Origin of the sequence: Streptomyces sp. NBC_01689 (genome assembly GCF_036250675.1) — a bacterium.
Classification (GTDB): Bacteria; Actinomycetota; Actinomycetes; order Streptomycetales; family Streptomycetaceae; genus Streptomyces.
In genome coordinates this window covers 525,041-549,808 of record NZ_CP109592.1, presented here as the reverse complement: position 1 = coordinate 549,808, position 24,768 = coordinate 525,041, and the positions used below count along the sequence as shown (strand labels likewise).

Genomic DNA, 24,768 nt, shown 5'->3' with positions numbered 1-24,768 from the left:
CTGAAGTGAGTGACCGCCCGACAGCGACCGACGCCGATTGAAATCGACCGACACCTACCGGCACCGACCGACACCGATCGACTACGTCGACGTAGACGGTCTACTGAACTGTAGGCGATGGGTGGGGCGGGGTGACCCGGAGGGCATGGAACGGGGGATGCCTTCTCGTCCCGGCTGGTCGAGCGACGGGGGCGGGGCAGCCGGTGAGCGCCGATCGCTGGAACCCCGAGGTGCGGCGGCGTGCTGCTGCGGGCCGCGGGCCCATCATCAGCCGGGGCGAGCAATAGGTCCGCGGCTGCACGCCGACTTCAGGCGCTACGGGCAGTGATCCGGGACAAGGTACGGCGCACCTTCCGGAACGCGCGGCGGCCCAACGAGCCGACGGTGTGTTCACGGTAGCCGTGAAAGGCGCGGGCCTCGGAGGGCTCGGCCCGGTAGACCTCGTCCGGGATGCCGGACGCCCGGTCACGGAAGTGCGGATAGGCCAAGTACACCTGGGACCCGTTGCGTTCCAGGACGGCCGCCGCCTGCTTCTTCGACCGCGCGAACGCGGCCACGTCCAGGAGCAGGTCGGCGCGCTCCTCCGCCACGAGGTGGAGGCGCAGCCGCTCCCCGACCTTGAGTCGACGGGCGACTCCCTCGTGCCAGTACCTCTCCATCAACGGCTTCGCCAGAGCGAACTTGTGGCGCCTTATATCCTCGTCGTCCTTTGTGAAAACCGCGCCGAACTGCGGCGCCAGGGTGATGAGGAAGGGGCGCACCATCAGGGAGTCCCGCCGCTCTCCCGCGGGGACCATATCGGCGATGAGATGCATGAGGGCACGCGCCGAGTCGAAGCGGCGGGTGTAACTCCCGCTTTTCGTGACGTGTTTGCCGTCCTCCCGCCCCACCAGGTAATAGCAGGTGTAGTCGGCGAGCACGGAGACCCCGTCGGCCCGCAGATAGGCCTCCATCGTGAACAGCGCGTCCTCGCCGGTCCACAAGGACTCGTCGAAACGCATGGCATGCCGTTCGAGGAACGCTCGGCGGAACAGTTTCTGCGCGCTGAGCGCGAACTTGATACTGGACGTGAAGACGTCCGTGCGGCCCAGCGTCGCGTCCCACATCGTCCGGGGTGCCGTGCGGTTGACCCCTTCGACGCGACCGAGGACCACGTCGGTGCCATGGCGGTCGGCCATCGCGACCATGCGCTCCAGCGCCTCGTGACCGAGCCTGTCGTCCGCGTCGAGGAAGAAGACGTAGCGGCCCGCGGCCTTGGAGAGTCCGATGTTCCGCGGGCCGCTGGGGCCACCGGAGTTGTCCTGCCGGACCACCGTGACCGGGAAGGCCGCGCGCTCCGCGAACTCCTCCAGATACTCGCCCGTTCCGTCGGTGGACCCGTCGTCCACCACGATGACCTCGACACGGTCCGGCTCGATGGTCTGCGCCTCCACGGACGCCAGGCAGTCGACGAGGTAGGGCATCGCCTCGTACGCCCCGATGACGACGGTCACATCAGGCTGGGACACGGTCACAACTCCCCCTTGTGCAACGGGTGTGGTCCCGACCGTAGTGGATACGGCAGATGGACGGCGTGTGAAGCAGGTACGTCGGATTCATGGCGGCGGCGCGGGAACGGACGTGTGTCCGAAGGGAAATCCGCGATGAGCGTGGAGGGTAGGACACGTCGGTAAGAGGCCGGGTAAGCATCGTCACTGCCGAGCCCTGGCGAGGAGGTACGCCATGCGAAGGCATCCCCTCCCGACTGCCGCGCCCGGCACGGCGGTCGGCGCGGATCGACAGCGGACGGCCGACGACGGTGGCCGGAGTTCATCGGCATGACATCGCCGCGGCGGCGGTTCCGGGAGGCGACGGGGTCCGTGGAGAGGCGCACCGGGGAGCCGTACGAGAGGCGGGAGGCCCCCATGCCCGGCCGGGGATCAGCCCGCGCGTACGGCCACGGCCGCGTACTCCACGTACTCGTGCAGTCCGTAGGCCAGCGCGATCGCGGCCAGTGCCGAGACCGTCACGGCGACCGCCAGGGCGACGGCGCCGGCCCGGCGGGCGCCGCCGCGCGGCGCCACGGGCTCCGGCAGGAGCAGCGCCTCGACCCGCTGCGGTACGGGTCCGGTCGCCACCGACAGCAGGGGGTGCCCGGCGTCGGCGTCCCGCTTCGGAGAGCCGGCCAGGGCCGCCCTGGCGATGGCGGCGGCCGCGACTTTGCGGTTGCCGACGGCCGCGGCCGCCGTTTCGTCCGCCCAGCGTTCGAGGTGGAACCCGAGCGACTCCCGCAGGCTCCGCAGCGCGGGGTGGACCGCCGTGGAGAGGTCCGCCGCCACGGAGAAGAGGTGGTGGCGGGCGGACAGATGGGCGCGCTCGTGGGCCAGCAGCACCTCGCGCTCGCCTGGCTTGAGGGCGTTCAGCATGCCGGAGGTCACCACGATCCGCCCCCGGCGGCCCCGGTGGCCGGGAAGCGCGAAGGCGTCCACCTCGTCCTCCGCCACCACCAACAGGTCGCCGTCGGCCGTCCCTCGGGCTGCCAGCCGCCAGGCGTGCCCGAGCACGGCCCGGTGCGTGAACCAGCGCCGGACCAGCAGAACCGTCTGCACGAGCAGGACCGAACCGGCCGCGCCCGCCGCCGGAACCACCGCCGGCCAGACCTCCAGCACCCGCCGGAGGGGGACCTGTTCGAGCGAGGCGAGGAACGGGACGTGGAACAGCCCGACGAGCGCCGCGATCGTGCCGGCGGCGGCCAGGACCGCCGTGGCCGCCAGTGTCCAGGACGCCTCCCGGGGCGGGAGGAGCCCGGCCAGGCGACGGGCCACCGCTGCGGCGCCCCACGGGAAGGCGAGGGCCGGCACGACCATGACCAGGACGAACGTCACTCGGAGTCGTCCTCGGCGTCGAGGAGCAGACGGCGCAGGGTCTCCTCGTCGTCGTCCGACAGGGAGGACACGAACCGCCGCAGCACCAGGTCCCGCCGCGGCTCGCTCTCCAGCTCACGGCGCATACGGCCGGCGACGAGCCCGGGTGCGTCCTCCACCGGCTCGTAGGCGAAGCCGCGGCCCGACGGGGTCCGGCGCAGGGTGCCCTTGTCGTAGAGGCGGGTCAGGATGGTGGCCGTCGTCGTTCTCGCCAGCCCCTTGTCGAGCACCGCGTTGACCTGCTGCGCGGTCATCGGCCTGCCCGCGTCCCACAGCACCGCGAGCACGTCCGCGACGAGCTCACCGTGCGGACGTCTGTCGTCTCGGCCCTTGCCCGGCATCTCTCTCCCGTTCCTCGGCGGCCGCACAGGGTGCGGTGCGCACACCCGGCCCATCGAAGGGGTGTGGACGTTCTTAGGCATGCCTAATCTACCGCTCGTGGTGATCGGCCGTGTGCGGCAGCGGCGGGACGCGTACCCGGCTCGCGGCCGAAGCGCCGATCCCCGGGCGCCGACGACCGCAGATCCCCGCGCACGGACGATCGCGCATCCTCCGTACGCCCGCGACCGCCGAGCCTCCGTACGTCCACGTCAGCCGGACCCGACGGACGCTCGCCCCGCGTGGTCGCGGTCCCCCCCGTACGACGGGCACTCCCACCCTCCACGCATGTCCCGGGAATCACACCGCTTCACCCGTTCCAGGGATGACCCGCCGGTAACGCAACTCGCCCCGCACCCCGGCGAGTCGTACCGCACACGCCACTCGAATCCGGGGGAGACCATGCACGACCAGTACCCGCCACAGCCACCCGTCCAGCCGGCGGAGCCCGCCGCCGGAAAGCCCTCGGGCGGCAGGGCCGCGGGCCTGGGCTGCCTCGGCGTCCTCGCGTTCCTGATCGTCTGTGGTGTCATCGGCGCGGCATCCGGCTCCGACCCGGACCAGGGCCAGGGCCGGGCGGACGGACCTCGGGGCGACAGGAGCACCAGCGCGAGCGACACCCGGTCCGACGAGGCAGGGGCGACCGACGGAGACCCGGCCGTCGACGCGACGCCGACGTCGAGCCGGCACGCGCTCACGAAGCTCAGCGTCACCCTCGCCTGGCAGGGTTTCGCCGAATCCCGCAAGGACATGATGTGCGCGGGCATCGACCTCTACGGCCGGCACTGGGCCGCCGAGCAGATGGCGGCGGGCAGCCGTGCCGGCGAAGCGCAGCTCGACTGGGACTACGCCGCCGAGCTCGTCGGGAACAAGTGCGCCGAGCGGTGACCGCGCGGCGCGGTTCCGCACGTCGTACTTCCTGCTTCCTGACGCGAGCGTCGTAGGCCCGTCGGCCGCGGGCCCTCCGGCCGTCGGCTGAGCGAACGATTGCTCCCGGGAGGGCCGGTCAGGGTCACGCGGCGCGGCCGGAGTTCTCACCGGGGTCGGGAACGTCCCGGCGCCATCCGTGTGCGAGGGCGGCCGCCGCGACCTGGCGGCCTCGCTCGCCGGAGTGCGCGCCACCGGGCGGGGCGGCGGGTCCTCGCGGCGCCCATAGCGGCGAACGATGGCCCGCACCAGGCAAGTTGGCGATTTCACGTCGGCGACGGCACCCGTTTATGATCTTGTTCATGACTGTGCAGAACTCTGACAAGACCGTCTCCCGCAAGCAGCGGCTGCAGGAGAAGCAGCGCCGCCAGCTCGCGGTGGTCGACACCGTGGACAAGGCCGAACTCAAGGTCCGGAAGGCGGAGACCGAACTGGCCGTGGCCGTCACCGAGGCGGTCCAGGTCTTCGGTGACGAGCAGTCCGCGTCCGAGGGCCTCGACATGCCGGTCGAGACGATTCGACGCTTCCTGGGCATGGCGGAGGACGAGGCAGCGCGGTCCGACGGGGACGCGGACGCCGCTGAGAAGTCCTGAACCCTCGACTCCTCCCGGCCGCGGCCGCACCTTGACCGGCTCCTGGGAAGGCAAGGTCCGGCCCACCGACGACGTCGGCGTCCACCCGGACCCCTGCCGGGCGCGGCCGGCCACCCGGAGTGGGGGCGCCGCTGAGTGGCCGTCGGCGGCCCTGGCTCCGCGCGGCCGATCGCGGCACGGCCAAGGGCCGGGGAGCGCGAGGGGGCTGACCGCCGACCACGGAACACGGTGCGTCGCGCGAAGCGTCGGGCCCGACTTTCGGGCGATGAAGTCCGCGCCGCCGCACGGGACTTGCGCGCCGCCCCACGGTCCCGTGCCGTCCGGCGTGCCGCGCCGATGGACGCTGCCGCACACCGTGGAGGCAACGATCTTTCCTGACGCACCCCTTGACGCGCGGACGATTTCGGACGAACAATTTCAGTCAGCCGTATGACAACGTTGTCTTTGTGGAAGGCGTCAAGCGTGTCCGATGCGTCCGTGTATGTCGACCGCCGTCGTTTCGTCCAACTCCTGGGCGCCGCCGCGCTCGTGGCGACCGTCCCCGTCACGCTCGGAAGCGGCAGCGCGCATGCCCAAGGGCGGCCGGGCGCGGCTCCCGACGCCATCGCGGACACGTACTACCGTGTCCTGCTGAACCACACCCACTGGTCGGAGACGCAGTGGGACCAGGCGCGCGGCTACTACACGGACAAGGACTTCGGCTTCGCCGTGGTGCTCGGCAACGCCGTCCTGCTCACCCACGGCGCTTTCGACAGCGACCGCGCCGGGATCGACGAGAAGACCCTGAAGGCCAGGACGATCGCCACGATCCAGCACTTCGCCGCGTCGAACCGGCTCGCCGGCGGCACCCAGTGGGGCCGGACGCTCTTCTTCGACACCACCTTCCAGCTCTACTTCGTGCTGGCCGCACGGCTGTTGTGGGACGAGCTGGACGAGGCCACGCGGGCCGACGTCGACACGATCGCCCGCGAACAGGCCGCCTACACCACGGGACTGGGCACGGGCGACGACCCGAACTCGGGCAGCTGGACCCCGGACGGCCTGCTCGGCGGCCACGTGGGTGACACCAAGCTGGAGGAGATGGGTGTCTACGCGCAGTCCCTGGCCCCCGGGCTGGCCTGGGCCACGGACGACGCGCGGCACGCCGACTGGGACAAGGCCTTCGGCAAGTGGTCGCGCAACGAGGCGGGGCTGCCCCAGGCGGACCTGGCCAACCCGGCCCGGGTCGACGGCGTCCGCGTCTCCGACAACACCGCCCGCAATCTGTACGACACCTTCATCGTCGAGAACCACGGCTCCTTCGGCCCGCACTATCAGGAGGAGCTGTGGCGCACGTCCGGCCGCAACGCCGCTCACTTCATCGCCGCCGGGCGCCCGTTGCCCGAGGTGCTCACCAACCAGCCGAACGGGGACGAGCTGTGGCGCACCCTGCTCGGGGTGATGAGCGATGCCGGCGAGCCGCTGATGCCGATGGTAAACGACCGGGAGCACCTCTACGGCCGTGACGTCATCCCCCTCGCCTTCCTCGCCCAGGTGGCCGGCGACCGCGCGGCGGCCCGGGCGGAAGCGGCGCTCGCGGAGCGACTGGAGGCGTATCAGAAGTACCCGCCCGAGTACCGGCTGGCGAAGTTCTCGGGTGAGCCGAAGTACGAGCCGGAGGCACGCGCCGAGGTGGCCATCAGCTATCTCCTGCACCTGTGGGCCGCGGGTCAGGGCCGCACGGTGCGCCCCCTGACCGACCGGGAACTCTTCGAACAGGCCTCGGGGGTCACCGACTTCGGCACCGGCCCCGGACTGGTGTCCCACCAGACCGCCGGCGCGTGGGCGGGAGCCGTGACCAAGCCGGGCTTCGTGAAGTTCGCCTGGCAACCGGCGCACGACGACTGGCTGTTCAAGCTCAGCGGCGCCAACCCCATGTTCCTGCCCAGCACGGCGGCACAGGTGACCGGCCGCCAGGTGCGGACGTACAGCAGACTCCGCGACGGGTTCGACGGCAGTGCCACCCTGCTGAGCCTGACCTCCGGTCGCGCCGGCCTCACCACCTTGCCCTCGGGCGCCGTCGTCTACGCGACGACCGGGGTGGCGGCGGGGGAAGGGCACCTGGAGATCCACAACCTCACCATGCCCGGCATGCCGGGCCTGACGGGTGCGCGTACCTACCGCTTCGAGGAGGGCAGCGCCACGGTGACCGCGCAGGACGCCCGGCCGGCGGCCGGCGGCGCGCGTGTGGACGAGGTGACCTTCGCCAGGACGGAGGTGCGGCACCTTCGTATGCGGGGCGTGCTCCCCGATCCGACGTACGGCTACTCCCTCTACGCCTTCGAGGCCCGCGACGGTTCGGGCGGCGCCGACCTCGCCCAGGGCGGTACGGCGACCGCGTCCTCGTACGACACCGGTAAGGAGCCGGCGCTGGCGGTGGACGGCAACGCCACGAGCCGGTGGGCGGTGTCGAGGGCCGACCGGCCCCGCGCCGACAGCTGGCTCGCCGTCGACCTCGGAGCGGCGCACACGGTGGACCGGGTCACCCTCCGCTGGGAGGCCGCCGCCGGTCGCGCGTACACCGTGCAGGGTTCGGCCGACGGACAGCAGTGGAGCGACCTCGTCTCCTGGCCCGAGCCGGACGTCTCCAGCAAGGGCGGCTGGCTCGACGTCGACGGCCGGGCCGGCCTCGTCGTGAGGGGAACCGAGCGACCGCTCGCGGTGTACGGCGACACGGTCGTCCTCGCCGACGGTCCGGCGTCGGCCCTGCTGGCCGAGGGGTACCCGAGCATGTCTCCCGACAAGCTCCGCGAACTCGCCCGCGGGACCGCTCCGCAGACGCAGGACGCGGGTGTCCGCGCGGCTCTCACCGAGGATCACCTCAGCTTGTTCAACCTGTCCGACCGGCAGGTGACGACTCGCGTCGACCTTCCTCGATCCGGTTCGCACGCCGTGCTGTTCGAGGGACGCCAGACCCTCACCGCCCAAGGCACGGCCTACGAGGCCCGTCTCGACGCCGCCACGGCCGAACTGCTGCCGCCCCGCATGGTGGTCGACGCGCTGTTCGGAGGGCGGCTGCCCGCCGGGCTCCGGGCGGAGGTCGTCGACGCGGCCACCGTGCGCTTCAGCGGCGCGTCCTGCCGCCTCCGGGTGACCGGCCAGGGCCACAGCGAGGTGACCGAGGTCCGCGCCGGCCGTACCACCACCGTCACCCTGCGGGGCGCCCGGGCCTATCCGTCGGACGATCTCGCCCTGGCCCGCACGGTCTTCCCGACCAACCCGCTCCCGCCCGGCATGTCGGACCCCTCGGCGGCGGTGGACGGCGACCCGCACACGGCCTGGAAGCCCGGCCCCGACGGCCGCATGGTCGTCGACCTCGGTGCCGAGCATCCTGTACGGGAGATCAGTACCGAGTGGACCGGCGGTCACGTCCCCGGCCTCGCGGTGGAACTCAGCAGCGACGGTCTGACCTACACCCGGGCCGGCCGGCTCACGGGACACGGCAGAAGCCGCGGGCTCACCACCGACGCCACCGCCCGTTACGTGGCTCTGGCGACCGAAGCGGGTCAGCGCGACGCCGCCCGGCTGACGAGCTTCTCCGTACGCTGACCGGCCTCCCCACCTCCTGATCGCCTTCCGAGGGTGGAACTCCCCCTGCCTGCAGGGGGAGTTCCACCCTCGGCAGGCGCAGGTCATGGGACACGCCTTTCTCCGGGCCACTCGCGGGGGACCTGCCTCGCTTTCCGCCGGTAGCGATCAGCGCGCCCGAACGCTGTCCCGATCGGCCCGTCCTTGCCAGGGTGAGGTCCATGACTCCGGGTTTCAGTGGTGAGGTCGCCGAGTACTACGCCAAGTACCGTCCCGGGTACCCGCCTCCGGTCATCGAGGCCCTGCGTGTGGTCTTCGCACTCGACATCGAGGACATCGTGCTGGACCTCGGCTGCGGCACCGGTCAACTCGCTCTCCCTCTCGCCTCCCGGGTCCGTTCCGTCATCGGGATGGACCCGGAACCGGACATGTTGCGGCTCGCGGGGGAATCAGCCGCGCGACAGGGTGTGCGCAACGTGACCTGGGTGTTGGGCGCCGACACCGACGTTCCCGCGGTGGGAGCGGCGGTCGGGCGGAGATCCCTGGCCATGACGGTGATCAGCCAGGCACTTCACTGGATGCGGCACGAGGAACTCTTCCGCACGCTGGCGCCCCTGTTCCGCGCGGGCGGAGGCATCGCGGTGGTGGCCAATGGCACACCGTTGTGGCTGCAGGACCGGGCGTGGTCACGTGCTTTGCGCGCCTTTATGGAAGCCCACTTCGGTACGACGCTGCAGGCGACCTGCGGAAGCGGCGCAGAGGACCGGCGCCGTTACGCGAAGGCGCTCCGGACCACGGGGTTCACCGATGTAAGGGAAACGTTGATCGAGTACGACACGGAGATGACCCTCGACCAGCTCATCGGCAGCGTGTTCTCGGCGATCCCGGCGAACGAACTTCCGCGGCGGGATGATCGGCCTGCGTTCGCCGAGCGGATGCGCAGGGCGCTCCCGCCGGGCCCGTATCCCGAAAGCGTCCGGGTCTCCGTGCTCACGGCCCTGATGACCTGATCGGCGCCAGGCCGCGTGAGGCAGATCTGCGCGCGGTGCGGGGCGAGGCCGCCCGGGCGATCCGGCGGAGCTGGGACGGAGCAGCGTGCGCGGCGACGGTGAACCGCGCGGTCGCCGGTCACACGACGACCAGGTTCTTGGCCATCACCCGCTCCCGGCCCGTGCCGTCGGGCAGGAGGTCGCCCGGTTCGCCGGTGTCCGTGTAGCCGTGGCGTTCGTAGAGCGCGACCGCGGTGTGGTTGTCCGGCATCACGGACAGCCGAAGCGTTCTCGCACCGCGCTCCGCCGCCCAGCGTTCGACCGCCTGGACCAGACGGTCACCGACGCCCCGGCCCCGAGCCCGGGGGCCGACCCACAGGGAGATCAGCTCCACGCTCTGTCCGTCCTCGTCCGGCACCCCGCTGGCCATGCCCACCGGGAGCCCGTCGAGGAGTGCGACGAGGTCCCGCGCGCCGGGGATCGACAGACGGCCACGCCAGCGCTCCTCCCGGTCACCCGGCCCCTGCCAGTCGGCCAGTGTCGATCCGAAGGCGTGGGGTGCCTCGGCGAGCGCCGCGAGGCGCAGCTCGCGCCAGAGGGGCCAGTCGTCCGATTCCACGGTGCGCAGTTCGAGCATGATCCGGACGATGCCCGATCACCGGGGTGACGGCAACCCGATTACGGTCCGTGGTCAAGATCGACGCCAGTGGGCCAGAACCTCTCGGGGAGCGGGTTCGTTGAGCCGCTCGGCATGGTCTCCCCGTGATCGGAAGGACTCCTCGTGAGCGGACATATCCCAGTGGACGACAGCTGTCTCGACGCCTTCCAGGAGCTGAAAGGGCGCCGGGACGTCAACACGGTGGTCTGCCGGCTCAGCGACAGCCTGGAGTCTGTCGTCCTGGAGTCCGTGGGCAACCTGACGCACGACGAACTGCTGAAGACCCTCCCGGCCGACGAGCCCCGGCACGTCGTTCACGACCTGCTGTTCGCGTCACCGGACGGGGCCCGGCAGGAGAAGGTCGTGCTGATCTCCTGGTGCCCGGCGCGGGCGACGGCCGAGGAGAAGACCGCGGCTTCGTCCGGGTACGCCTCACTGCGGGACCTGCTGGAGGGCGTCCAGGTCTACGTACCGGCCACGGAGATGTCCGACGTGCAGTACAAGGCGCTCGTGTCCCGGTCCTCGTGACCCACCGGTCCTGCCCGGCGGTGCGGAGTGATCGCGCTCGGTCGGGCCACCGCCCGGCGTGGCGGACTCACGCCGGGCCGTGGCGCTCTCGTGCCCCCGCCGGAGCCTGCCCCGTCCGCCGTCGAACCGTAGAGCCGTCGCGTCCTGGGCGCGGTCTCACGCACCAGCCTGTGGAGAAGTCGATGACCACACCGCCACATGACCCCGATCGTCCCTCCCCGGAGCAGGACTTCCACGGGGGAGGGGGCGCGGTGCCCCGGGTGATGCTGAGGCCCGTCGCCACCAGCCTTCCCCTCGGGTACCTGGCGTTCGGTCTGGGGATGATCGTCCTGGCCGCAGACAGTCTCGGCTGGGTGGAGGGCGAACAGGTGCTGGTCGGGGTCCTGTTGGCGGCCTATGCCTTCCCGCTGCAACTCGTCGCCACCGTCATGGCGTACCTCGGGCGGGACACCGTGGGAGCCACCACCCTCGGTCTGTTCACCACGAGCTGGCTGGCGTTCGGCCTCGTGGACATCCTCAGCCGTCCAGGGTCCACGCCGACGGTGCTCGGGGTGTTCTCCCTCTCCTTCGGTCTCGTCGTCGCGGGGCTGGCGGTCGTCTCCTCGCGTGCCAAGCCCCTGATCTCCGCGGTCCTCGTCCTGTGTTCCCTGCGAGCCGTGCTCGACGGGCTCCACGTCCTGACGGGCTCCTCCGGACTCCAACGCGCCGCCGGATGCGTAGCGGTGGCCGCCGCTCTGGGGGCCGCCTACCTCGGTTTCGCCCTGCTCATCGAGAATGCCTGGCCCCGCGCAGTCCTCCCCCTTCTTCGGCGCGGCGAGGCCGTGGCCGCCATGGAAGGCAGGCTCAGCGCCTCCCCGGCCGGACTCCACGGCGAACCCGGCGTACGTGAGCAGCTGTGAGCCGAAGTCGCACTCCCTGCGGACCAGTTGGGAGAGCCCGCCGCCGTACGGGTGTCCGGACACCGGGCGTTGCGCACGCCGGTCGTCACCCCGTGGTCCGCGTCGGACGCCCCTAGCAGGTCAGTCCGTCCGTGGCGAAGAGGCGCAGGCGTCGCGTGCAGAGTCTGCGCTGCGCCACGGCCACACCGGCGACCGCCGTTCCGAACACCAGCCACCCCGCCGGCCCGGCAGCCATCACCACGCCGGTCAGCAGTGGCGGGCCCAGTGACTTCTGGATGGACTGGGACATGCCCGCCACCCCCAGATAGGTGGCCCGTGCGTCGTCGGGTGCGAGCAGCACGGCCAGTTCCCACGAGCTCACGGAGCGCATGAGCTCAGCCAGGGTGACTCCGGCCGCCACGGCGAGCAGGACCGCCGCCGCCCAGGAGCCGGAGCTGCCCGCCAGGGCCAGCAGGGCACAGCAGACGAACATCAGCAATCCGCCTGCCAGGACGGCCGAGGTCACGCGTCGTGGGCCTTCCACCCTTCTGGAGACGGACAGTTGCAGGGCCACGACGAGCGTCGTGTTGATGACGAGGAACGCCGGGACAAGGGCGTGGGGCGCGGACGTGCGGCTCACCAGCCACAGGGGCAGGCCGACGCCGAGGACCGAGTCGTCGAGGTTCATCGGTATGTCGAGCAGGACGAAGCGGAGATAACCCGGGTCCCGCCACGGGCTGTTCGTGGTCCGGGGGCGTACGGCGGCGGTCGGGGAGGCATTGGGCGCCGTACCCGCCGATCGGGATCCGGCGTCGGTCGGCTCGCCCGTACGCCACACCAGCAGCGCGGCGACGGCGAACGACAGGGAGTTGCCCAGAAGCAGGACCCGGTAGGCGTCCGTGGTGCCGACCGCGAGGCCGATGGCGGCGAGCCCCGCACCGACTCCGTACCCCGCGTTGGCCGCACTGCGGGACAACGCCTGGTAGATCACACGGCGTTCGCCCGCCGTGCGTGTCGCGAACACCATCTCCAGGGTCTTGGCCGCACGGTCGGCCGACGCGGTGACCGCGATGACCGGGAGCAGGGTCACGAAGCCGTGGCAGCAGAGGACGAGGGCCAGGGTCACCAGGCGCAGCAGGTGGCAGCCGATGAGGAGGCCGCGTACCGGGAAGCGGTCCGCGAGGCGTCCCGCCGCGGGCGATCCGGCGATGCCCACGGCCCCGGCCGCGCCCAGAAGCGCACCGATCCGCCCGGGAGCCAGATGTTCCACGTAGGTGAGGTACAGGACCGAGGACGCGGCCCACAGTCCGGTGCCGATGCGGTCGATCGCCAGCGCGAGCAGCATGACCCGGGCGTCCCGCCCGCCCGGCGGGTGACGGAACTGCCCCAGGAGCCCCCTCCCGCTCTCCCGTTCCTCGGTGCCTGCGCCCGGTCCGGCACGACGCACTTCGTCCCCCTCGCTCGTCGACGTCCTGGAGTACTGCGACCCGAGGAGCCTGCAAGGTGGGCATCTTGATGTCAAGATACTTGATGGCGAGATAGTTTTCTGGTTTCCTCGGGAGGGACTCCGCCGCGCGGGCAGGACGACCCTGCTGGCCCGCTCCGGCACCGCGGGTCTCGGTTCGAAGGCGCCCGTGCCCGACGATCCGCGGTTCCGTGTGGCCAGTACGACGAAGACGTTCACGGCCGTCGTCCTGCAACTCGCTGCCGAGCAGGTCCTGTCGCTGGACGACACCGTCGAGCACTGGCTGCCCGGCGTCGTATCGGGCCACGGGAACGACGGCTCGCGTGTCATGCTGCGCGATCTGCTGCGCCACACCAGCGGCCTGTACGACTACGTCGACGATCCGCGCGTGCGGAGCGAACTGACCGAGCACTTCGAGGAGAGCCGCTACGACGACACCCCGGCCCAGAACCTCGTGGCCGTCGCGATGCGGCACCGTCCCCTCGTCGTGCCCGGAGACGGGCCGCGCCGGTGGGCCTACTCGAACACGGACTATCTCCTGGCCGCCATGATCGCCGAGAAGGCGTCCGGACTCGACTGGCGCGAACTGGTGGAGCACCGCGTGATCGCACCACTGGGCCTGCGGCACACCTACATCCCCGGCGCGAATCCCTTTCTGACGGGCCCCCACGAGCGGGTGGCGGTCAAGGACGCGAACGGCGCCGTCCTGGACCTCACCGAGCAGAGCCTCCAGCACACCGCCGACTCCGGCGGCGTGAGCACGCCCTCGGATCTCGACACCTTCTTCCGCGCGCTGGCCGGCAACCGTCTCCTGCCGGCCGCCCTGTCGGAAGAGATGCGCCGGACCGTGCCCTGCGACGACCTGCCCGTACCGCCGTCCGGCCGGGCGGCTACGGACTCGGGCTGCGCGTCGTCCCGCTGACCTGCGGATCGGTGTACTACGCCCATGAAGGCGACGGTCTCGGCGTGTACGGACGCCCCGCGGTCTCGGAGGACGGACGGCGTGCCGTCACGATCGCGATGACGACGACCACCGCCCGGATCGACCAGGACAGGGTGAACCGGTCCGTCCAGGCGCTGATCGACCACGCGTTGTGCGACCGACCCGGTCGAGCTCCCGCGAACGACTGACGGCGCGGAGGCGGGCGCGCCTGTCGGACACGCACCTGGCCGGTGGCCGGGGTCGACTTCGCCGTGTGGCCGCGCACCGTGGGCCGGTCCGGTTCCACGAGTTCGCGTTCGGCTCCCCGCGCGGCGGCCCCCCCTACAGGGCGCGCAGGCCGCGGTCGGCGAAGGCGATCAGCCACTCGAAGCTCTCGTCGACGTCGACGCTCCACTGAAAGGCGTTGTCCGCCTGCAAGGTGGCGAAGCCGTGGCAGAGGCTGCGCAGCATGCGCAGGGCGTGATCCACGTCGGACTCCGCGATCTCGTAGTCGCGCAGCACCGTCACGAAGGCATCGAGCAGCCGCTGACCCGCGGTCGCCAGGGGATCGTCCGCGCCGGACGGTTCCGCCCCGATCGTCGCGGCATATCGGCCCGGGTGCTCCAGGACGAAGGCCCGGAAGGCGCGTGCGGCAGACGCCAGGGCGTCGCGGCCGGCATACCCCTGGACCGCGCTCCCCACGGCGTCGGCGGCCTCGCTCAACGCGAGGACCGCGATCCGCCTGTTGAGGTCTTCCTGCCCGCCCACGTGCTTGTACAGGGACGGGGTCCGTACGCCGACCCGCTCGGCCAGCAGACCCATCGTCAGGTTGGCGAAGCCCACCTCGTCGGCGAGGGCGGCACCGGCCTCCACGACGGCCGCGGGGTCCAGACCGGCCCTAGGCACGATTGGCCACCGAACGGAAGAAGGAGAGCATGAGGGCGACCACCTGATCCGAGAACTGGTCGTGCGGGTAGTGTCCGGCGCCCTCGATCATCTCCAGGCGGCCGAGGCCGGACGGCAGGGCGTCGACGACCGCTGAACCCTCCGCGTGCGGATCGGCCCAGTCGGGGTCGAGCGTGCCCATGACGACCAGCACCGGGCAGCGGACGTTGCCGAGCTGTGCGCCGGCGTCGGTCGGTGCGGTGCGGCCCATGCCCTTCAACGCCTTCATCCGGCCCGGCTCGTGCAGCAGCGCGTCGATGCGGCCGAGCCGCTCGGCCCAGTCGTCCGGCTTCACGCCCGGGTAGGCGACGTCGAGGTACGAACGCCACAGTGCCGCGCTGCCGAACACGCCCACGCCGAGGAGGCGCAGCATGCCCTGCCGGAAGCGCTTGACCCGCAGGTCGCCGAGCCGGACCGACTGCTTGCGGGTGAACGGCGCCAGCTCCACGACCGCGGTGACGAGCGAGGGCTCCAGGGCCGTGGCGATGGTGGCGGCTCCGCCGGAGATCGAGTGGCCGACGAGCAGGGCCGGGCCTCCCAGGTGCCGGATCACGGCGAGCAGGTCGGTGGCGATGGCCGTGCGGCTCCAGACCGGCCAGCCGGCACTGGAGTCGCCGCAACCGCGCAGATCGACCGCTGCGACGCGGTAACCGGCCGCCACCAGCCGCGGGGTCACCGCCCGGTACGCGGCGCGGCTGTCACCCATGCCGTGCGCCAGAACGATCAACGGTCCGTCTCCCGTCACGTCGTAGGCGATCGTTCCGCCGTCGACGGCAAGGTGTTCGGTCATGACTTCCTCCCGAGAAGTTAACGTCATTAGCTAAAAGCTAAGGCTATTAGCCTCCGCTGTCAATCGTGCGGGATCCCGGCGCGGCCGAAGGGCGAGTAGGAGTGCTGCGGAAGGGGCTGGGCTCACCCCCTGTCCGTGCGAGCACCCGCGGCCGGTACACGGCGCTCGTGGGTGCGGTCTGCGGACCTGTGGGAGTACGGGTGCGCGGCCCGACACGCGTGCGCCACCACTCCTTCGCGCCAGGGTGGCGTGGAAGGATCTCAGCGGGCCGACGGCCGAGCAGACCGGATCGAGAGCGGTGCGTGGGAGAAAAGATGTCCCTTCCGGACCCGGAGCGGGAGGCCGCGGCCGCGGCGGCGATGGGCTTCGACCTCAGCGAGTGTGTCCAGGAGCCCATCCAGCTGCTGGGCAGGATCCAGTCCCATGGCACCCTGCTCGCGGTGGAGGCCGGTACCGGCATCGTGGACACCGCGGCTCTGAACACCTGTTCCCTGCTGGGGGTCGAGGCCAGGGAGCTGGTCGGTGGACACATCACGCGGGTGATGCGCCCAGGGGACTGGGCCGATGCTGTCGAAGCCGGCGCTCGCCCCGAAGCGGTAAGCCTGGTCCTCCCTTTCGCCATCGGCGCGGCGGGCGCCGCCCGGACCTTCGACGTGAGCGCACACCGGCAGGGGACCCTCCTGATCCTGGAGTGCGAACCACGAACTGTCGCCCTGCCGCATTTCGCGCGTTACTACCAGGGGGTTCGGCGAGCGCTGACACGACTGCGGTCGTCGATGACGGCAGCCGAGTGCTGCCAGGCGGCGGCCCATGAGATCCGGGCACTGACCGGCTTCGACCGCGTCGTCGTCTACCGCTTCGAGGGCGTGGACGGGCCGGGGGAGGTGGTCGCGGAGGAAGTCGCCGACGGCCACGAGCCCTGGCTGGGACTCTGGTTCCCCGCCAGTGACATCCCGCCCCAGGCGAGGCGGCTCTACCGCGACAACTGGATCCGCGTGATCGTCGACGTGGACGACGCCAGTGTGGGCTTGCACCCCCCGCTACGTGCCGATACGGGGCTCCCGCTGGACCTGTCGAATTCGGTCCTGCGTACCGTGTCCGGCTTTCATCTGGAGTACCTGCGGAACATCGGTGTGAGGTCGTCCATGTCGGTGAGTGTCCTCCGGGAAGGAGAGCTGTGGGGGCTGATCGCCTGTCACGGCGACACCGCCACGGCGGTCCCCCCGGAGCTGCGGGCGGCTTGCGAGTTCTTCGGCGTCGCCTTCTCCCTGCAACTCGCGGTCATCCAGGAACGAGAGCAGGCCGAGGCGCTCGCCGCGTCCCGTGAGCGGCTCGATCGGATCGTTTCCCTGGTCGGCTCCGGCCTGGAGGCGCCGCTTCTCGAGGGCGGTGACGCTTTGAGAACGTTGCTGGACGCGGATGGGGCGACGCTCTGCCGCAACGGGTGCAGCCACTCCGCCGGGATGAGTGTCGCGCCCGCTCTGCTGGAGGCACTCCAGGTACGTGCGGCAGAGCTGTCACCGGGCACCGTGTGGAGTACGGACCGTGTGTCCGAGGAACCGGACCGGCCCGGAGGCGACGTGACGAGCGGTCCGGCGGGCGTGCTGATGGTGACGCTGAGCCGGTCGGGCGACTTCCTCGCCTGGTTCCGCCGGGAGCGGCCCGTCGTCCGGCAGTGGGCCGCCGACCCTTCCCGGCCCGTCCAGGCCGGCCCGCGGGGCGAGCGTCTCACGCCTCGTGGGTCAGGTGCCGTCTTCCAGGCGCTGGTACGCGGGCAGAGCCTGCCCTGGACGTCGGCCGACCGCGCCGCCGCACAGGAGTTCTGGCGCACGCTGACCGGTCTCGTGCTGCGGAACGAGGCCGAACTGACCGCACTCAACGAACGACTGCGCGTCGCGAACTCCGACCTCGATTCGTTCGCCCATGCGGCAGCGCATGACCTGAAGGAACCACTGCGGGGCATCTCCAATGCCGTGACCTTCGCCATCGAGGACGCGGCGGCGGACCTCGACGCGGGGACCCTCCGTCGGATGCACACCATGCGGCGACTGGCCGTCCGGATGGACGACCTGCTCGACTCGCTGCTGTACTTCAGCCGGCTGGGCCGAGGCGGACTCCAGCGCATCCTCGTACCACTCGACCGGGTGCTCGACTCCGCACTCGAGGTGGCCGGAGAACGTCTGGCCGAGGCCCGCGTGCGGGTCGTCCGGACAGATCTGCCCGAGGTCCGCGCCGATGAACACCGGCTCCACGAAATCCTGGTCAACCTCTTGGTGAACGCCGCCAAGTACGCCGCGGACGAGGGAGACCGCACGGTCGAGGTCTTCGTCGACACACTCCGCACGCCGACGGGCGGGAGACCGCAGCAGACGATCGTGGTCCGCGACAACGGCATCGGCATTCCGGCCGATCACCAGGGAGAGGTCTTCGAGCTCTTCCGCAGACTGCACGGGCCGGACGAGCGTGGCGGAGGCACCGGAGTGGGCCTCGCGATCGTCAAACGGATCGTCGAACGGCACGGCGGCGAGCTGTGGGTCGACAGCGAGCCGGGCCGGGGGACCAGCTTCTGCTTCACGCTGGGTCAAGCAGACGGCGACTGAGCGGCAGGGCCCTCGTCCTCACCGTTCGCTCTCCGCTGCCAGTAGTCCACAGCACCCTTCAGAACGGTGCGGAACAGTTCGAAGTTCACCGGCTTGTAGATGTAACTGTCGGCCCCTGCCGCGTAGGTCGCGTCGACGTCCTCCGGCGCCGTGGACGCGGTGAAGACGACCACGGTCACCTGGTCCAGTTCCGGCATGGAGCGGATCGACCGGAGCACCTCGCTCCCACTGAGGCCGGGCAGGCGCAGATCGAGGATGACGAGCCCCGGCCGGCGTCCGGCATTCAGCAACCGTTCGGCGACTCCGGCCCCTCTTTCGGTGAACTCCAGCCTCAGACCCGGATGCGTGCGCCCGAGCGCCCGCTGAATGGCCTCGGCGTCCTCCGCCGAATCCTCGACCACCCAGACGAAGTCGCGATCGATTCTCGGATCCGCGGCCGACCCACTCATGGGTACTTCTCCACTTGCGCGACGAGCACGGCGATGTCGTCCGTACCCGCCGCCCGGAAATCCACGACGGCAGCCGCCAGCCGCCCTGCGAACGTCTGGGCCTCACTGCTCCCCTGCTGGGTCACAGCGTCCTGCAGGCGGGTTTCGAAGAAGGTTCCGTCGGCCGCTCGCGCCTCGGTCACCCCGTCGGTGAACAGCACCAGCGCGTCGCCGGGCGCCAGGTAGGTTCCGCCGGAGCCGTACTCGATCTCCTCCAGCACACCCAGCAGATCCCCGTGCGGAGCGAGTTCCTCCACCGTGCCACCCTCGCGCCGGACCAGGGGCGCCGGATGTCCGGCACTCCAGCAGCGCAGACCGAACCCTTTCCCGTCCGGCACCAGCACCGCGACGAGTGCTGTCACGAAGCGGGAGGTGTGCTCCCTGAGCAGTGCCTGGTTCAGTCGTCCCAGCGCGTGTTCGGGCGTGCTGCCGTCCTCGAGCAGGGTTCTCAAGGTGTGGCGGGCCAGACCGGTGAGTGCGGCGGCCTCCGCGCCGCGACCGCAGACGTCACCCACGAGGAGTGTGACACCGCCGCGTGAACGCGGGACGACGTCATAGAAGTCACCGCCCACGTCGAGCGAGACGTCGCCCACTTCGTATGCCGAACTGAGAACCAGACCCGAAATGCGGGGCAGCTCTCTCGGAATCAGATATCGCTGCAGGGAGATCACGTGCTGACGCCGCTGTTCGTACAGGGTGGTGGTGTCGATGGCCAATGCGGCCCGGTCCGCGAGATCGGCGAGGAACCGAGAGGTCACCTCGGCGATGTCCACCCGGTGGTAGAGGAACGTCAGGGTGCCCAGAGACCGCCCCCGAGCCCTGAGCGGATTCACACTGAGCGCACGTACAGCCCGCCCCGTGCCGGACGAGGTGGGCCCGAAGGGTCCTCCGGCCAGCTCGCCACCTTGCAACACCAGTCCCTGCCCGCGGGCGACGACCTGCCGCAGCACGTCCCTGAGCCAGCGGTCCTCGGCCGCGATCACACCGAGCCACTGCTGTTCGCCCGCATCCACGTGGGTGAAGGCCACGGGACTCAGTCTGCCGGAAAGCTGCAGATGGAGAAGGCAGCCCTCGGCGACGGCGGGAACCGCTGTCCGAGCCACCCGGCTCACCGTCTTCTCGACATCGAGGCTCGAATCCATCTGCAACGACGCCTCCGCCAGGAAGGCGTCACTCACCTGGCGCAGCTCATCCCGCCGCCGCGACGTGATGCGCCTGTCGGTGATCATGGTCACCTCGGCGACCTGCTTCAACCGTGCCCGTAGGGTCACACCCACCGTGTTCCGGTCCGCGGTGCCGACCATGAAGGACGCCCAGCCGCCCTGCCCCAGCGGCACGGCGCACACGGCCACGATCCGCGCGCCCGCGGCGGTCAGAATCTGGACGTGCGGCATGGCGGCGTCCAGGTCCGACACCTCGTGAACCGTGACCGTCGTATCACCGTCCGGCGCTTCGGCAGCGGCAGATGCGCCGAAATCCTGTTCGAATTCTTGGAATGACGGGGTCGGCTCCGCCCGGGTGACGCCGCGCACATAGTGCAGCAGCCCACCGCTCCACCGGGCGCCGACGACGGCCAGCACGCCGGGCATGCGGAGCAGCAGGCCGTAGAGCGGGTCGGCCAGCCCCATCACGTCCTGGGCCCCGTCGGCGATACACCAGAGCTCATGCAGGCGGCCGGACCACCATGCGTCATCCGCCTGACAGGAGGCATCGTCCTCGTGCTGCTCCACCGCTGATCCGCCGTCCCGTATCGCCGCTGTCGGCTCCGGACCGTCAATGCCACGCTATGTCACGCCGCGGCCGAACGCCTCCAGGCGCCCTCCGCCCCGGTGCGGACCGCAGGTGGGCCGTGGCCCGGTGTCACCACCGAGACAGAGGCCGCCCGGCAGTCGCTCGGTGCCGCGAGGCGGCTGCCGGTCCCGCCCCGCACCGGCGCCTCGCTTCGGCGAGGCGGCGGGAACCGGGGGAGGAGGTGACCTGCACGCAGCCGGACCGTAGCCGTCACACGTTGTGCGACAGCCGGCAGGCGGACATCACTCGGTGTGACAGGAGGCCATGACCTGACCTGATCGGAGTTTCGGTGAACGTCGCGTTCCTCGACGTCGACCCCTGGTGTGGCCCGTTCCACCCCGTGTGCCCGCCGCTCGCGAGGGACCTGTCAGTCCTGCGGTGGGCTGACGGGCGGCATCGGAGGCTCCGGCCGGTGGGCCACCCAGTCCGCGAGGCCGCCCGGTCCCAGGACACCCGTGGTGCGGTGCAGATCCGCGGCGGAGAGTTCGGCGAGGGAGTTGCGGGCGATGCGGGAGACGAGCAGCGGCAACAGGGGGCGCAGGGGTTGGACGAGACGCAGCCAGGGTGGCGCGTAGATGCTGGTGGCGCGGTGTTCGATGCCGCGGGTCAGCCAGGCGGCGACCTGGTCGGGCGTGTGGACCCGGCGGACGGGCGCGGGCTGGTGCGAGCGCAGGGCGCGTAGGACGGGGTGGTCATCGCGGGCGTTGATCATGTCGGTGCCGGTCCAGTGGAGGTAGGCGATGCCGACGCCGACGCCCTCGGGCCGCAGTTCGGTGCGCAGGGCCTGGGCGAAGGACTCCACTCCCGCTTTGGAGGCGCAGTAGGCGCTCATGAGGGGGGCCGAGCCGAAGGCGGCGGTGGAGGCGATCTGCAGGAAGTAGCCGTGTGTGACCAGGAGCTGGGCGAGGAAGACACGGGCCGTGTTCGCGCTGCCGATGAGGTTGACGTCGATGACCCGGTTGAACAGCGCCGCTTCACTGGAGGCGAACGGGCCCGCGGCGGCGATCCCGGCGTTCGCCACGACCACCGACGCGGGCCCCAGCCGCGCCTGGACATCGCGCGCCGCGCCCTGCATGGCGGCCTCGTCGGTGACGTCCACCTCGAAACAGCACGTGACGGTGGGCAGACTGTCGGCCACCCGCCGCAGGGACTCCAGCTCCCGCCCCAGCAGCGCCACCCGCATTCCGCGTCGCGCGAGGTCGCGCGATGTCGCCTCGCCCACTCCCCGTGCCGCGCCGGTGACCACCGCAACCCGCCCACAGAGCCGGCCATGCATCAATGCAGCCTCCTGACGGACGGCGGCCCCCTCGCCCCGGCCGGTCGATCATGCTTAAACTCGCACCACCTGCCACGATGACCCCACGGGGTGGCTCGCGCACCTCAAAGCGCGCACGGGCCGCATGGTGGGGCACTTGAACGGCGGGCTCAGTGCCGGCCCCCATCGGGACTTCCCGGTCGCCCCGGTCCGCGAACGGCCGTGCCAGGAGATCGACGACCGCGCGACACCCCTGGCCCGTCCGGAGCCGCGCGGATCCGGTCGGCGAGCACACGGTCGGAGTCCAGGCGGCGCATGTCCGCGCCGTCCGGCAGACCCCTTCGTCGTCGGCGCCCACTGCGCCGATCGACAGGGCGGATGCCCCGCCGGTCACGGACCGTTGCCCTCTGGCACGGTCAACTCCCGTACGCACAGAGAAGGTTGTGCAGATCGTTGTCAGTGGCCGCCGGTAGGTTCTGTACGCGTAAGCGGGCCGCAAGGCCAACCAGACACTTCGCTGCCGGATTGCCCGGTACGCCACGGACGACGTAGGGACACGCATGGAACCCGTATTCGCCGACTTCTCCACCACCCCGGCCCAACTGTCCAACGCCGTGGTCACCCACCACCGTTGCGGGATCGCCCCCTCGCACGTCGCGCTGGGCGCGGGCGGGCACATCGGGGTGGACTTCACGGTGGGGGAGCGGGAGGAGATCGTCGAAGCCGTCGTCACGGTGACCCTTCTGGACGCGGGCGCCCCGATGGACGTCCTGCTCAACGGCAAGGCCCTCGCCGAGCGGCTGGCGATCCCGGGCGACGGCGGACAGGGAGATCCGCTGGTCACCCTCGTCAGTGTGCCCGGGGAAACCCTGGCCACGGGTGACAACCTTCTCGAGGTGCGCAATCCCGAGGGCGCGGACGGTCTGCTGCGTGTGTGTGCCGTCACCGTGGACCCCGCGCACGACCGGGACCGGTCGGAGCGCGCCAGGGCCGCCCGGACGGCCAGACGGTCCGTCGTCGCCTTCACCACTGAGGTCCGCGCCCCCGGATCCACCGCCTGGCAGAGCGCTCCCCGGTTGCTTCTGCATGTCGACTGCGGCGAGCGGGCCGTGCCCGCCCACCTCGCCTGGGGCGCGGCGGACGGGTCGGAGGCAGCGATCGGGCTGCGCGCGGACCTCTCCGGCTTCCTCGGACACCGGAGGACGGCCGACGGAACGGCCACCGAGTACCGCGGTACGCTCGCCGACCGCTGGGCCTACCCCGAGGGCACGACCGGAGCCCCGCTGCACCGGTTCTCGACCGAGGAGGGACATGACGGTGCATGGTCCCCCTCCGGCGAACTGCGCCTGCTGCTCGACGACGGAGGAGCTCCCGTCGAGCGCGTGTCCTGGACCGACCGGCGAGGAACCACCGCCTCCGTGGTTCTGGGCGGCACCGGCAGGACGGACCCGCGGGAATCCGCGGGCGCATTGCGGGACATCACCGGTGCCGTGAGCGGTATCGAGGCGAGCGACGAGTTCGACATGGCCGGGGAGGTGGCGGAGAACCTGCTGAGCAAGTCGCGGAGCAAGTGGCTGGCGAACGACGACACCGCCGAGCTCGACTTCACCCTGGAACATCCCGCCACGGTCTCCGTCTACCGGCTGACCTCGGCGAACGACGCACCCGACCGGGACCCGGAGGACTGGAGGCTCGAGGGTTCCCACGACGGCGATCACTGGACGACCGTGGACTCCCGCACCGGCCAACGCTTCAGGCGGCGCCACGAGACCAAGGAGTACGCCGTCGTGTCTCCCGCCGCCTACCCTCGCTATCGCCTGAGCATCACCGGCAATCACGGGTCCGACCAGACCCAGCTCTCCCGGGTCGAGTTCCTCGCCCGCGAGGTCACCGTCGACGGACCGGCGCGCGGTGCGGCCGACTTCATCGGCTACCGCGCGCCGCGTGGGGGCGACCCTGTCGGGTACCGGGGAACGGCCGTCCCCGGACCATGGTCCGACGTCGCGGGCCGGGAGGAGGGGCGGGAAGCGGCGCACACCCTGCAGAATCTGCTCGCCGGCGACCTGGGCGACACAGCCCGCGGCTTGGACGACGCCGCCCGGCTCATCGGGAAATTGGCGGCGTACCTGAAGCAGTGAAGTCCTCTCCCCCGCAGGGAAGTCCTGTCCCCCGCAGCGAAGTCCTTACCGCACGGGGACGTTCGAGAACTCCTTGCTCCGTCGTGATCGGTCGGCCGGGTGGCCGGTCCCTCCTGACCTGCCGGCCCTCGCCGAGAGAACCAGCAGGTCGCCGGAGCGTGGCCCGGCACGCCGGGCCCGCCCGGCGGTCGGTCCCGCGGTGATGCTCACAGCCCGTACGGGCTCGTGGCGCGCGACCCCTCCCGGAGGTCGTGCGGCGGGGGCGGCGGCACCCGGTCGCGCGGCGCGGCGAACAGCAGGGGACTCGAGCCGGTCCGCAGGAGGAGTCGCTCGGTCTGCGCGGAAGGATGGTGGAGGCGCAGCGAGGAGTGCGTGGTGGTCGCGCGCTTCGCTGCCTCCAGGAACACCCGCAGACCGGTGATGTCGCAGGAGCCGAGGGTGGTCAGATCGATGTCGATGGTACTGATGCCGTCGTCCAGGCACTCCGCCAGGACGGCGCGCACCTGGGGGGCGGTGCCGGGGTCGATGTCACCGGCCAGGGTGATCAGCGCCCGGCTCCTGACGTCGTGCCGGTAGATGTTCAGGCGGGGAAGGGACATGAGGCCTCGGATCCTGGGGCTCGTCTGCCGTGGTGCCGCACAGGAGCCGAGGTGCCTGTCGGCGTGGGCGGTGCGCCTGCCCTGAGGCGCGGGCGCGACCACATGGTGCTGTCCGGTGCGCGGCCGGAGGGGGCGGCGGTCGACGCGAGGCGGACCGGCGGGGCCGCGACGGGTCCGGACCGCGGCAGGTCTGCTTCGAAGGGCGCGAACATCACGCGGACCTGTTCTCCGGGTCGCCCCTGGGGCAGCGGCCCGGGATTCTTCGTTCACCGGGAACGACCCGGCGTGGAAGCCGGCGTGCGAAATACTCTCGGTACTGGTCAGGGTACTCCTCCGGGTCATCTCCTCTGCGCC

Annotated in this window: 21 protein-coding genes; 10 read left to right on the top strand and 11 right to left on the bottom strand. The window is 71.2% G+C overall.

The features are described from left to right. Nucleotides 1-308: 308 nt before the first annotated feature. The 3 genes from OG776_RS02035 to OG776_RS02025 form a co-directional block, all read right to left on the bottom strand. Nucleotides 309-1,514, bottom strand: a complete 1,206-nt coding sequence (locus tag OG776_RS02035; protein WP_329326314.1) for a glycosyltransferase family 2 protein — start codon at nt 1,512-1,514, stop codon at nt 309-311. A 405-nt stretch (nt 1,515-1,919) separates the two neighbouring features. Then, complete coding sequence (locus tag OG776_RS02030) at nt 1,920-2,864, bottom strand: M56 family metallopeptidase (RefSeq protein ID WP_329318426.1); 945 nt, start codon at nt 2,862-2,864, stop codon at nt 1,920-1,922. Continuing rightward, nucleotides 2,861-3,244, bottom strand: a complete 384-nt coding sequence (locus OG776_RS02025) for a BlaI/MecI/CopY family transcriptional regulator (RefSeq protein ID WP_148011803.1) — start codon at nt 3,242-3,244, stop codon at nt 2,861-2,863. The genes OG776_RS02030 and OG776_RS02025 overlap by 4 nt, the downstream gene beginning before the upstream one ends. Nucleotides 3,245-3,683: 439 nt before the next feature. Here OG776_RS02025 and OG776_RS02020 point away from each other — a divergent pair, with 439 nt between their 5' ends. The 4 genes from OG776_RS02020 to OG776_RS02005 all read left to right on the top strand — a co-directional run bounded on the left by OG776_RS02020 (nt 3,684) and on the right by OG776_RS02005 (nt 9,378). After that, nucleotides 3,684-4,169: a hypothetical protein gene (locus tag OG776_RS02020; protein ID WP_329318423.1), complete on the top strand. Its 486-nt coding sequence runs from the start codon at nt 3,684-3,686 to the stop codon at nt 4,167-4,169. Nucleotides 4,170-4,510: 341 nt separating this feature from the next. Beyond that, nucleotides 4,511-4,801, top strand: coding sequence for a hypothetical protein (locus tag OG776_RS02015; RefSeq protein ID WP_261994788.1), 291 nt, complete (start codon nt 4,511-4,513; stop codon nt 4,799-4,801). Between the two features lie 429 nt (nt 4,802-5,230). Continuing rightward, the gene (locus OG776_RS02010) at nt 5,231-8,389 is read left to right on the top strand and encodes a discoidin domain-containing protein (protein WP_443077172.1); all 3,159 of its coding nucleotides are present in this window, start codon (nt 5,231-5,233) and stop codon (nt 8,387-8,389) included. A gap of 200 nt (nt 8,390-8,589) precedes the next feature. Beyond that, nucleotides 8,590-9,378 carry a class I SAM-dependent methyltransferase gene (locus OG776_RS02005; protein ID WP_329318418.1) on the top strand — a complete coding sequence of 263 codons (789 nt, stop codon included), beginning with the start codon at nt 8,590-8,592 and terminating at the stop codon, nt 9,376-9,378. Between the two features lie 118 nt (nt 9,379-9,496). Here the strand turns inward: OG776_RS02005 and OG776_RS02000 are convergent, their stop codons facing one another. Continuing rightward, nucleotides 9,497-9,994, bottom strand: a complete 498-nt coding sequence (locus tag OG776_RS02000; RefSeq protein WP_148011806.1) for a GNAT family N-acetyltransferase — start codon at nt 9,992-9,994, stop codon at nt 9,497-9,499. A gap of 144 nt (nt 9,995-10,138) precedes the next feature. Between OG776_RS02000 and OG776_RS01995 the strand changes: the two genes are divergently transcribed. Next, entirely contained in the window at nt 10,139-10,543 is a 405-nt protein-coding gene (locus OG776_RS01995) for an actin-binding ADF family protein (protein ID WP_148011807.1), read from the top strand. A gap of 182 nt (nt 10,544-10,725) precedes the next feature. Further along, complete coding sequence (locus OG776_RS01990) at nt 10,726-11,442, top strand: GPR1/FUN34/YaaH family transporter (RefSeq protein WP_148011808.1); 717 nt, start codon at nt 10,726-10,728, stop codon at nt 11,440-11,442. Between the two features lie 112 nt (nt 11,443-11,554). Here the strand turns inward: OG776_RS01990 and OG776_RS01985 are convergent, their stop codons facing one another. Then, the gene (locus OG776_RS01985) at nt 11,555-12,766 is read right to left on the bottom strand and encodes an MFS transporter (RefSeq protein ID WP_148011809.1); all 1,212 of its coding nucleotides are present in this window, start codon (nt 12,764-12,766) and stop codon (nt 11,555-11,557) included. 73 nt (nt 12,767-12,839) lie between these two features. On the opposite strand from OG776_RS01985, the gene OG776_RS01980 reads away from it, so the two are divergent. Both OG776_RS01980 and OG776_RS01975 read left to right on the top strand, forming a co-directional pair. Then, nucleotides 12,840-13,808, top strand: a complete 969-nt coding sequence (locus tag OG776_RS01980; RefSeq protein WP_329318415.1) for a serine hydrolase domain-containing protein — start codon at nt 12,840-12,842, stop codon at nt 13,806-13,808. Nucleotides 13,809-13,852: 44 nt separating this feature from the next. Then, nucleotides 13,853-14,017, top strand: coding sequence for a hypothetical protein (locus OG776_RS01975; protein WP_261994791.1), 165 nt, complete (start codon nt 13,853-13,855; stop codon nt 14,015-14,017). A gap of 133 nt (nt 14,018-14,150) precedes the next feature. Here OG776_RS01975 and OG776_RS01970 read toward each other — a convergent pair whose 3' ends face one another. Further along, nucleotides 14,151-14,714, bottom strand: a complete 564-nt coding sequence (locus OG776_RS01970; protein WP_148011810.1) for a TetR/AcrR family transcriptional regulator — start codon at nt 14,712-14,714, stop codon at nt 14,151-14,153. Beyond that, on the bottom strand, nt 14,707-15,543 hold the full coding sequence (locus OG776_RS01965) for an alpha/beta fold hydrolase (RefSeq protein ID WP_148011811.1): 837 nt from the start codon (nt 15,541-15,543) through the stop codon (nt 14,707-14,709). The genes OG776_RS01970 and OG776_RS01965 overlap by 8 nt, the downstream gene beginning before the upstream one ends. A 314-nt stretch (nt 15,544-15,857) precedes the next feature. On the opposite strand from OG776_RS01965, the gene OG776_RS01960 reads away from it, so the two are divergent. Next, entirely contained in the window at nt 15,858-18,143 is a 2,286-nt protein-coding gene (locus tag OG776_RS01960) for an ATP-binding protein (protein WP_329318411.1), read from the top strand. Here the strand turns inward: OG776_RS01960 and OG776_RS01955 are convergent. The 3 genes from OG776_RS01955 to OG776_RS01945 form a co-directional block, all read right to left on the bottom strand. After that, nucleotides 18,125-18,592 carry a response regulator gene (locus OG776_RS01955; protein ID WP_148011813.1) on the bottom strand — a complete coding sequence of 156 codons (468 nt, stop codon included), beginning with the start codon at nt 18,590-18,592 and terminating at the stop codon, nt 18,125-18,127. The genes OG776_RS01960 and OG776_RS01955 overlap by 19 nt on opposite strands. Beyond that, nucleotides 18,589-20,361 carry a PP2C family protein-serine/threonine phosphatase gene (locus OG776_RS01950; protein ID WP_329318409.1) on the bottom strand — a complete coding sequence of 591 codons (1,773 nt, stop codon included), beginning with the start codon at nt 20,359-20,361 and terminating at the stop codon, nt 18,589-18,591. The genes OG776_RS01955 and OG776_RS01950 overlap by 4 nt, the downstream gene beginning before the upstream one ends. A 428-nt stretch (nt 20,362-20,789) precedes the next feature. Continuing rightward, a complete protein-coding gene (locus OG776_RS01945) occupies nt 20,790-21,698 on the bottom strand; it encodes an SDR family oxidoreductase (protein ID WP_148011815.1) in 909 nt (302 codons plus the stop codon). A 539-nt stretch (nt 21,699-22,237) separates the two neighbouring features. Here OG776_RS01945 and OG776_RS01940 point away from each other — a divergent pair. Continuing rightward, entirely contained in the window at nt 22,238-23,815 is a 1,578-nt protein-coding gene (locus OG776_RS01940; RefSeq protein WP_148011816.1) for a discoidin domain-containing protein, read from the top strand. Nucleotides 23,816-24,021: 206 nt separating this feature from the next. Here OG776_RS01940 and OG776_RS01935 read toward each other — a convergent pair whose 3' ends face one another. After that, nucleotides 24,022-24,414 (bottom strand): STAS domain-containing protein, encoded by a 393-nt coding sequence (locus OG776_RS01935; RefSeq protein WP_329318406.1) that lies wholly within the window; start codon nt 24,412-24,414, stop codon nt 24,022-24,024. Between the last annotated feature and the right edge of the window lie 354 nt (nt 24,415-24,768).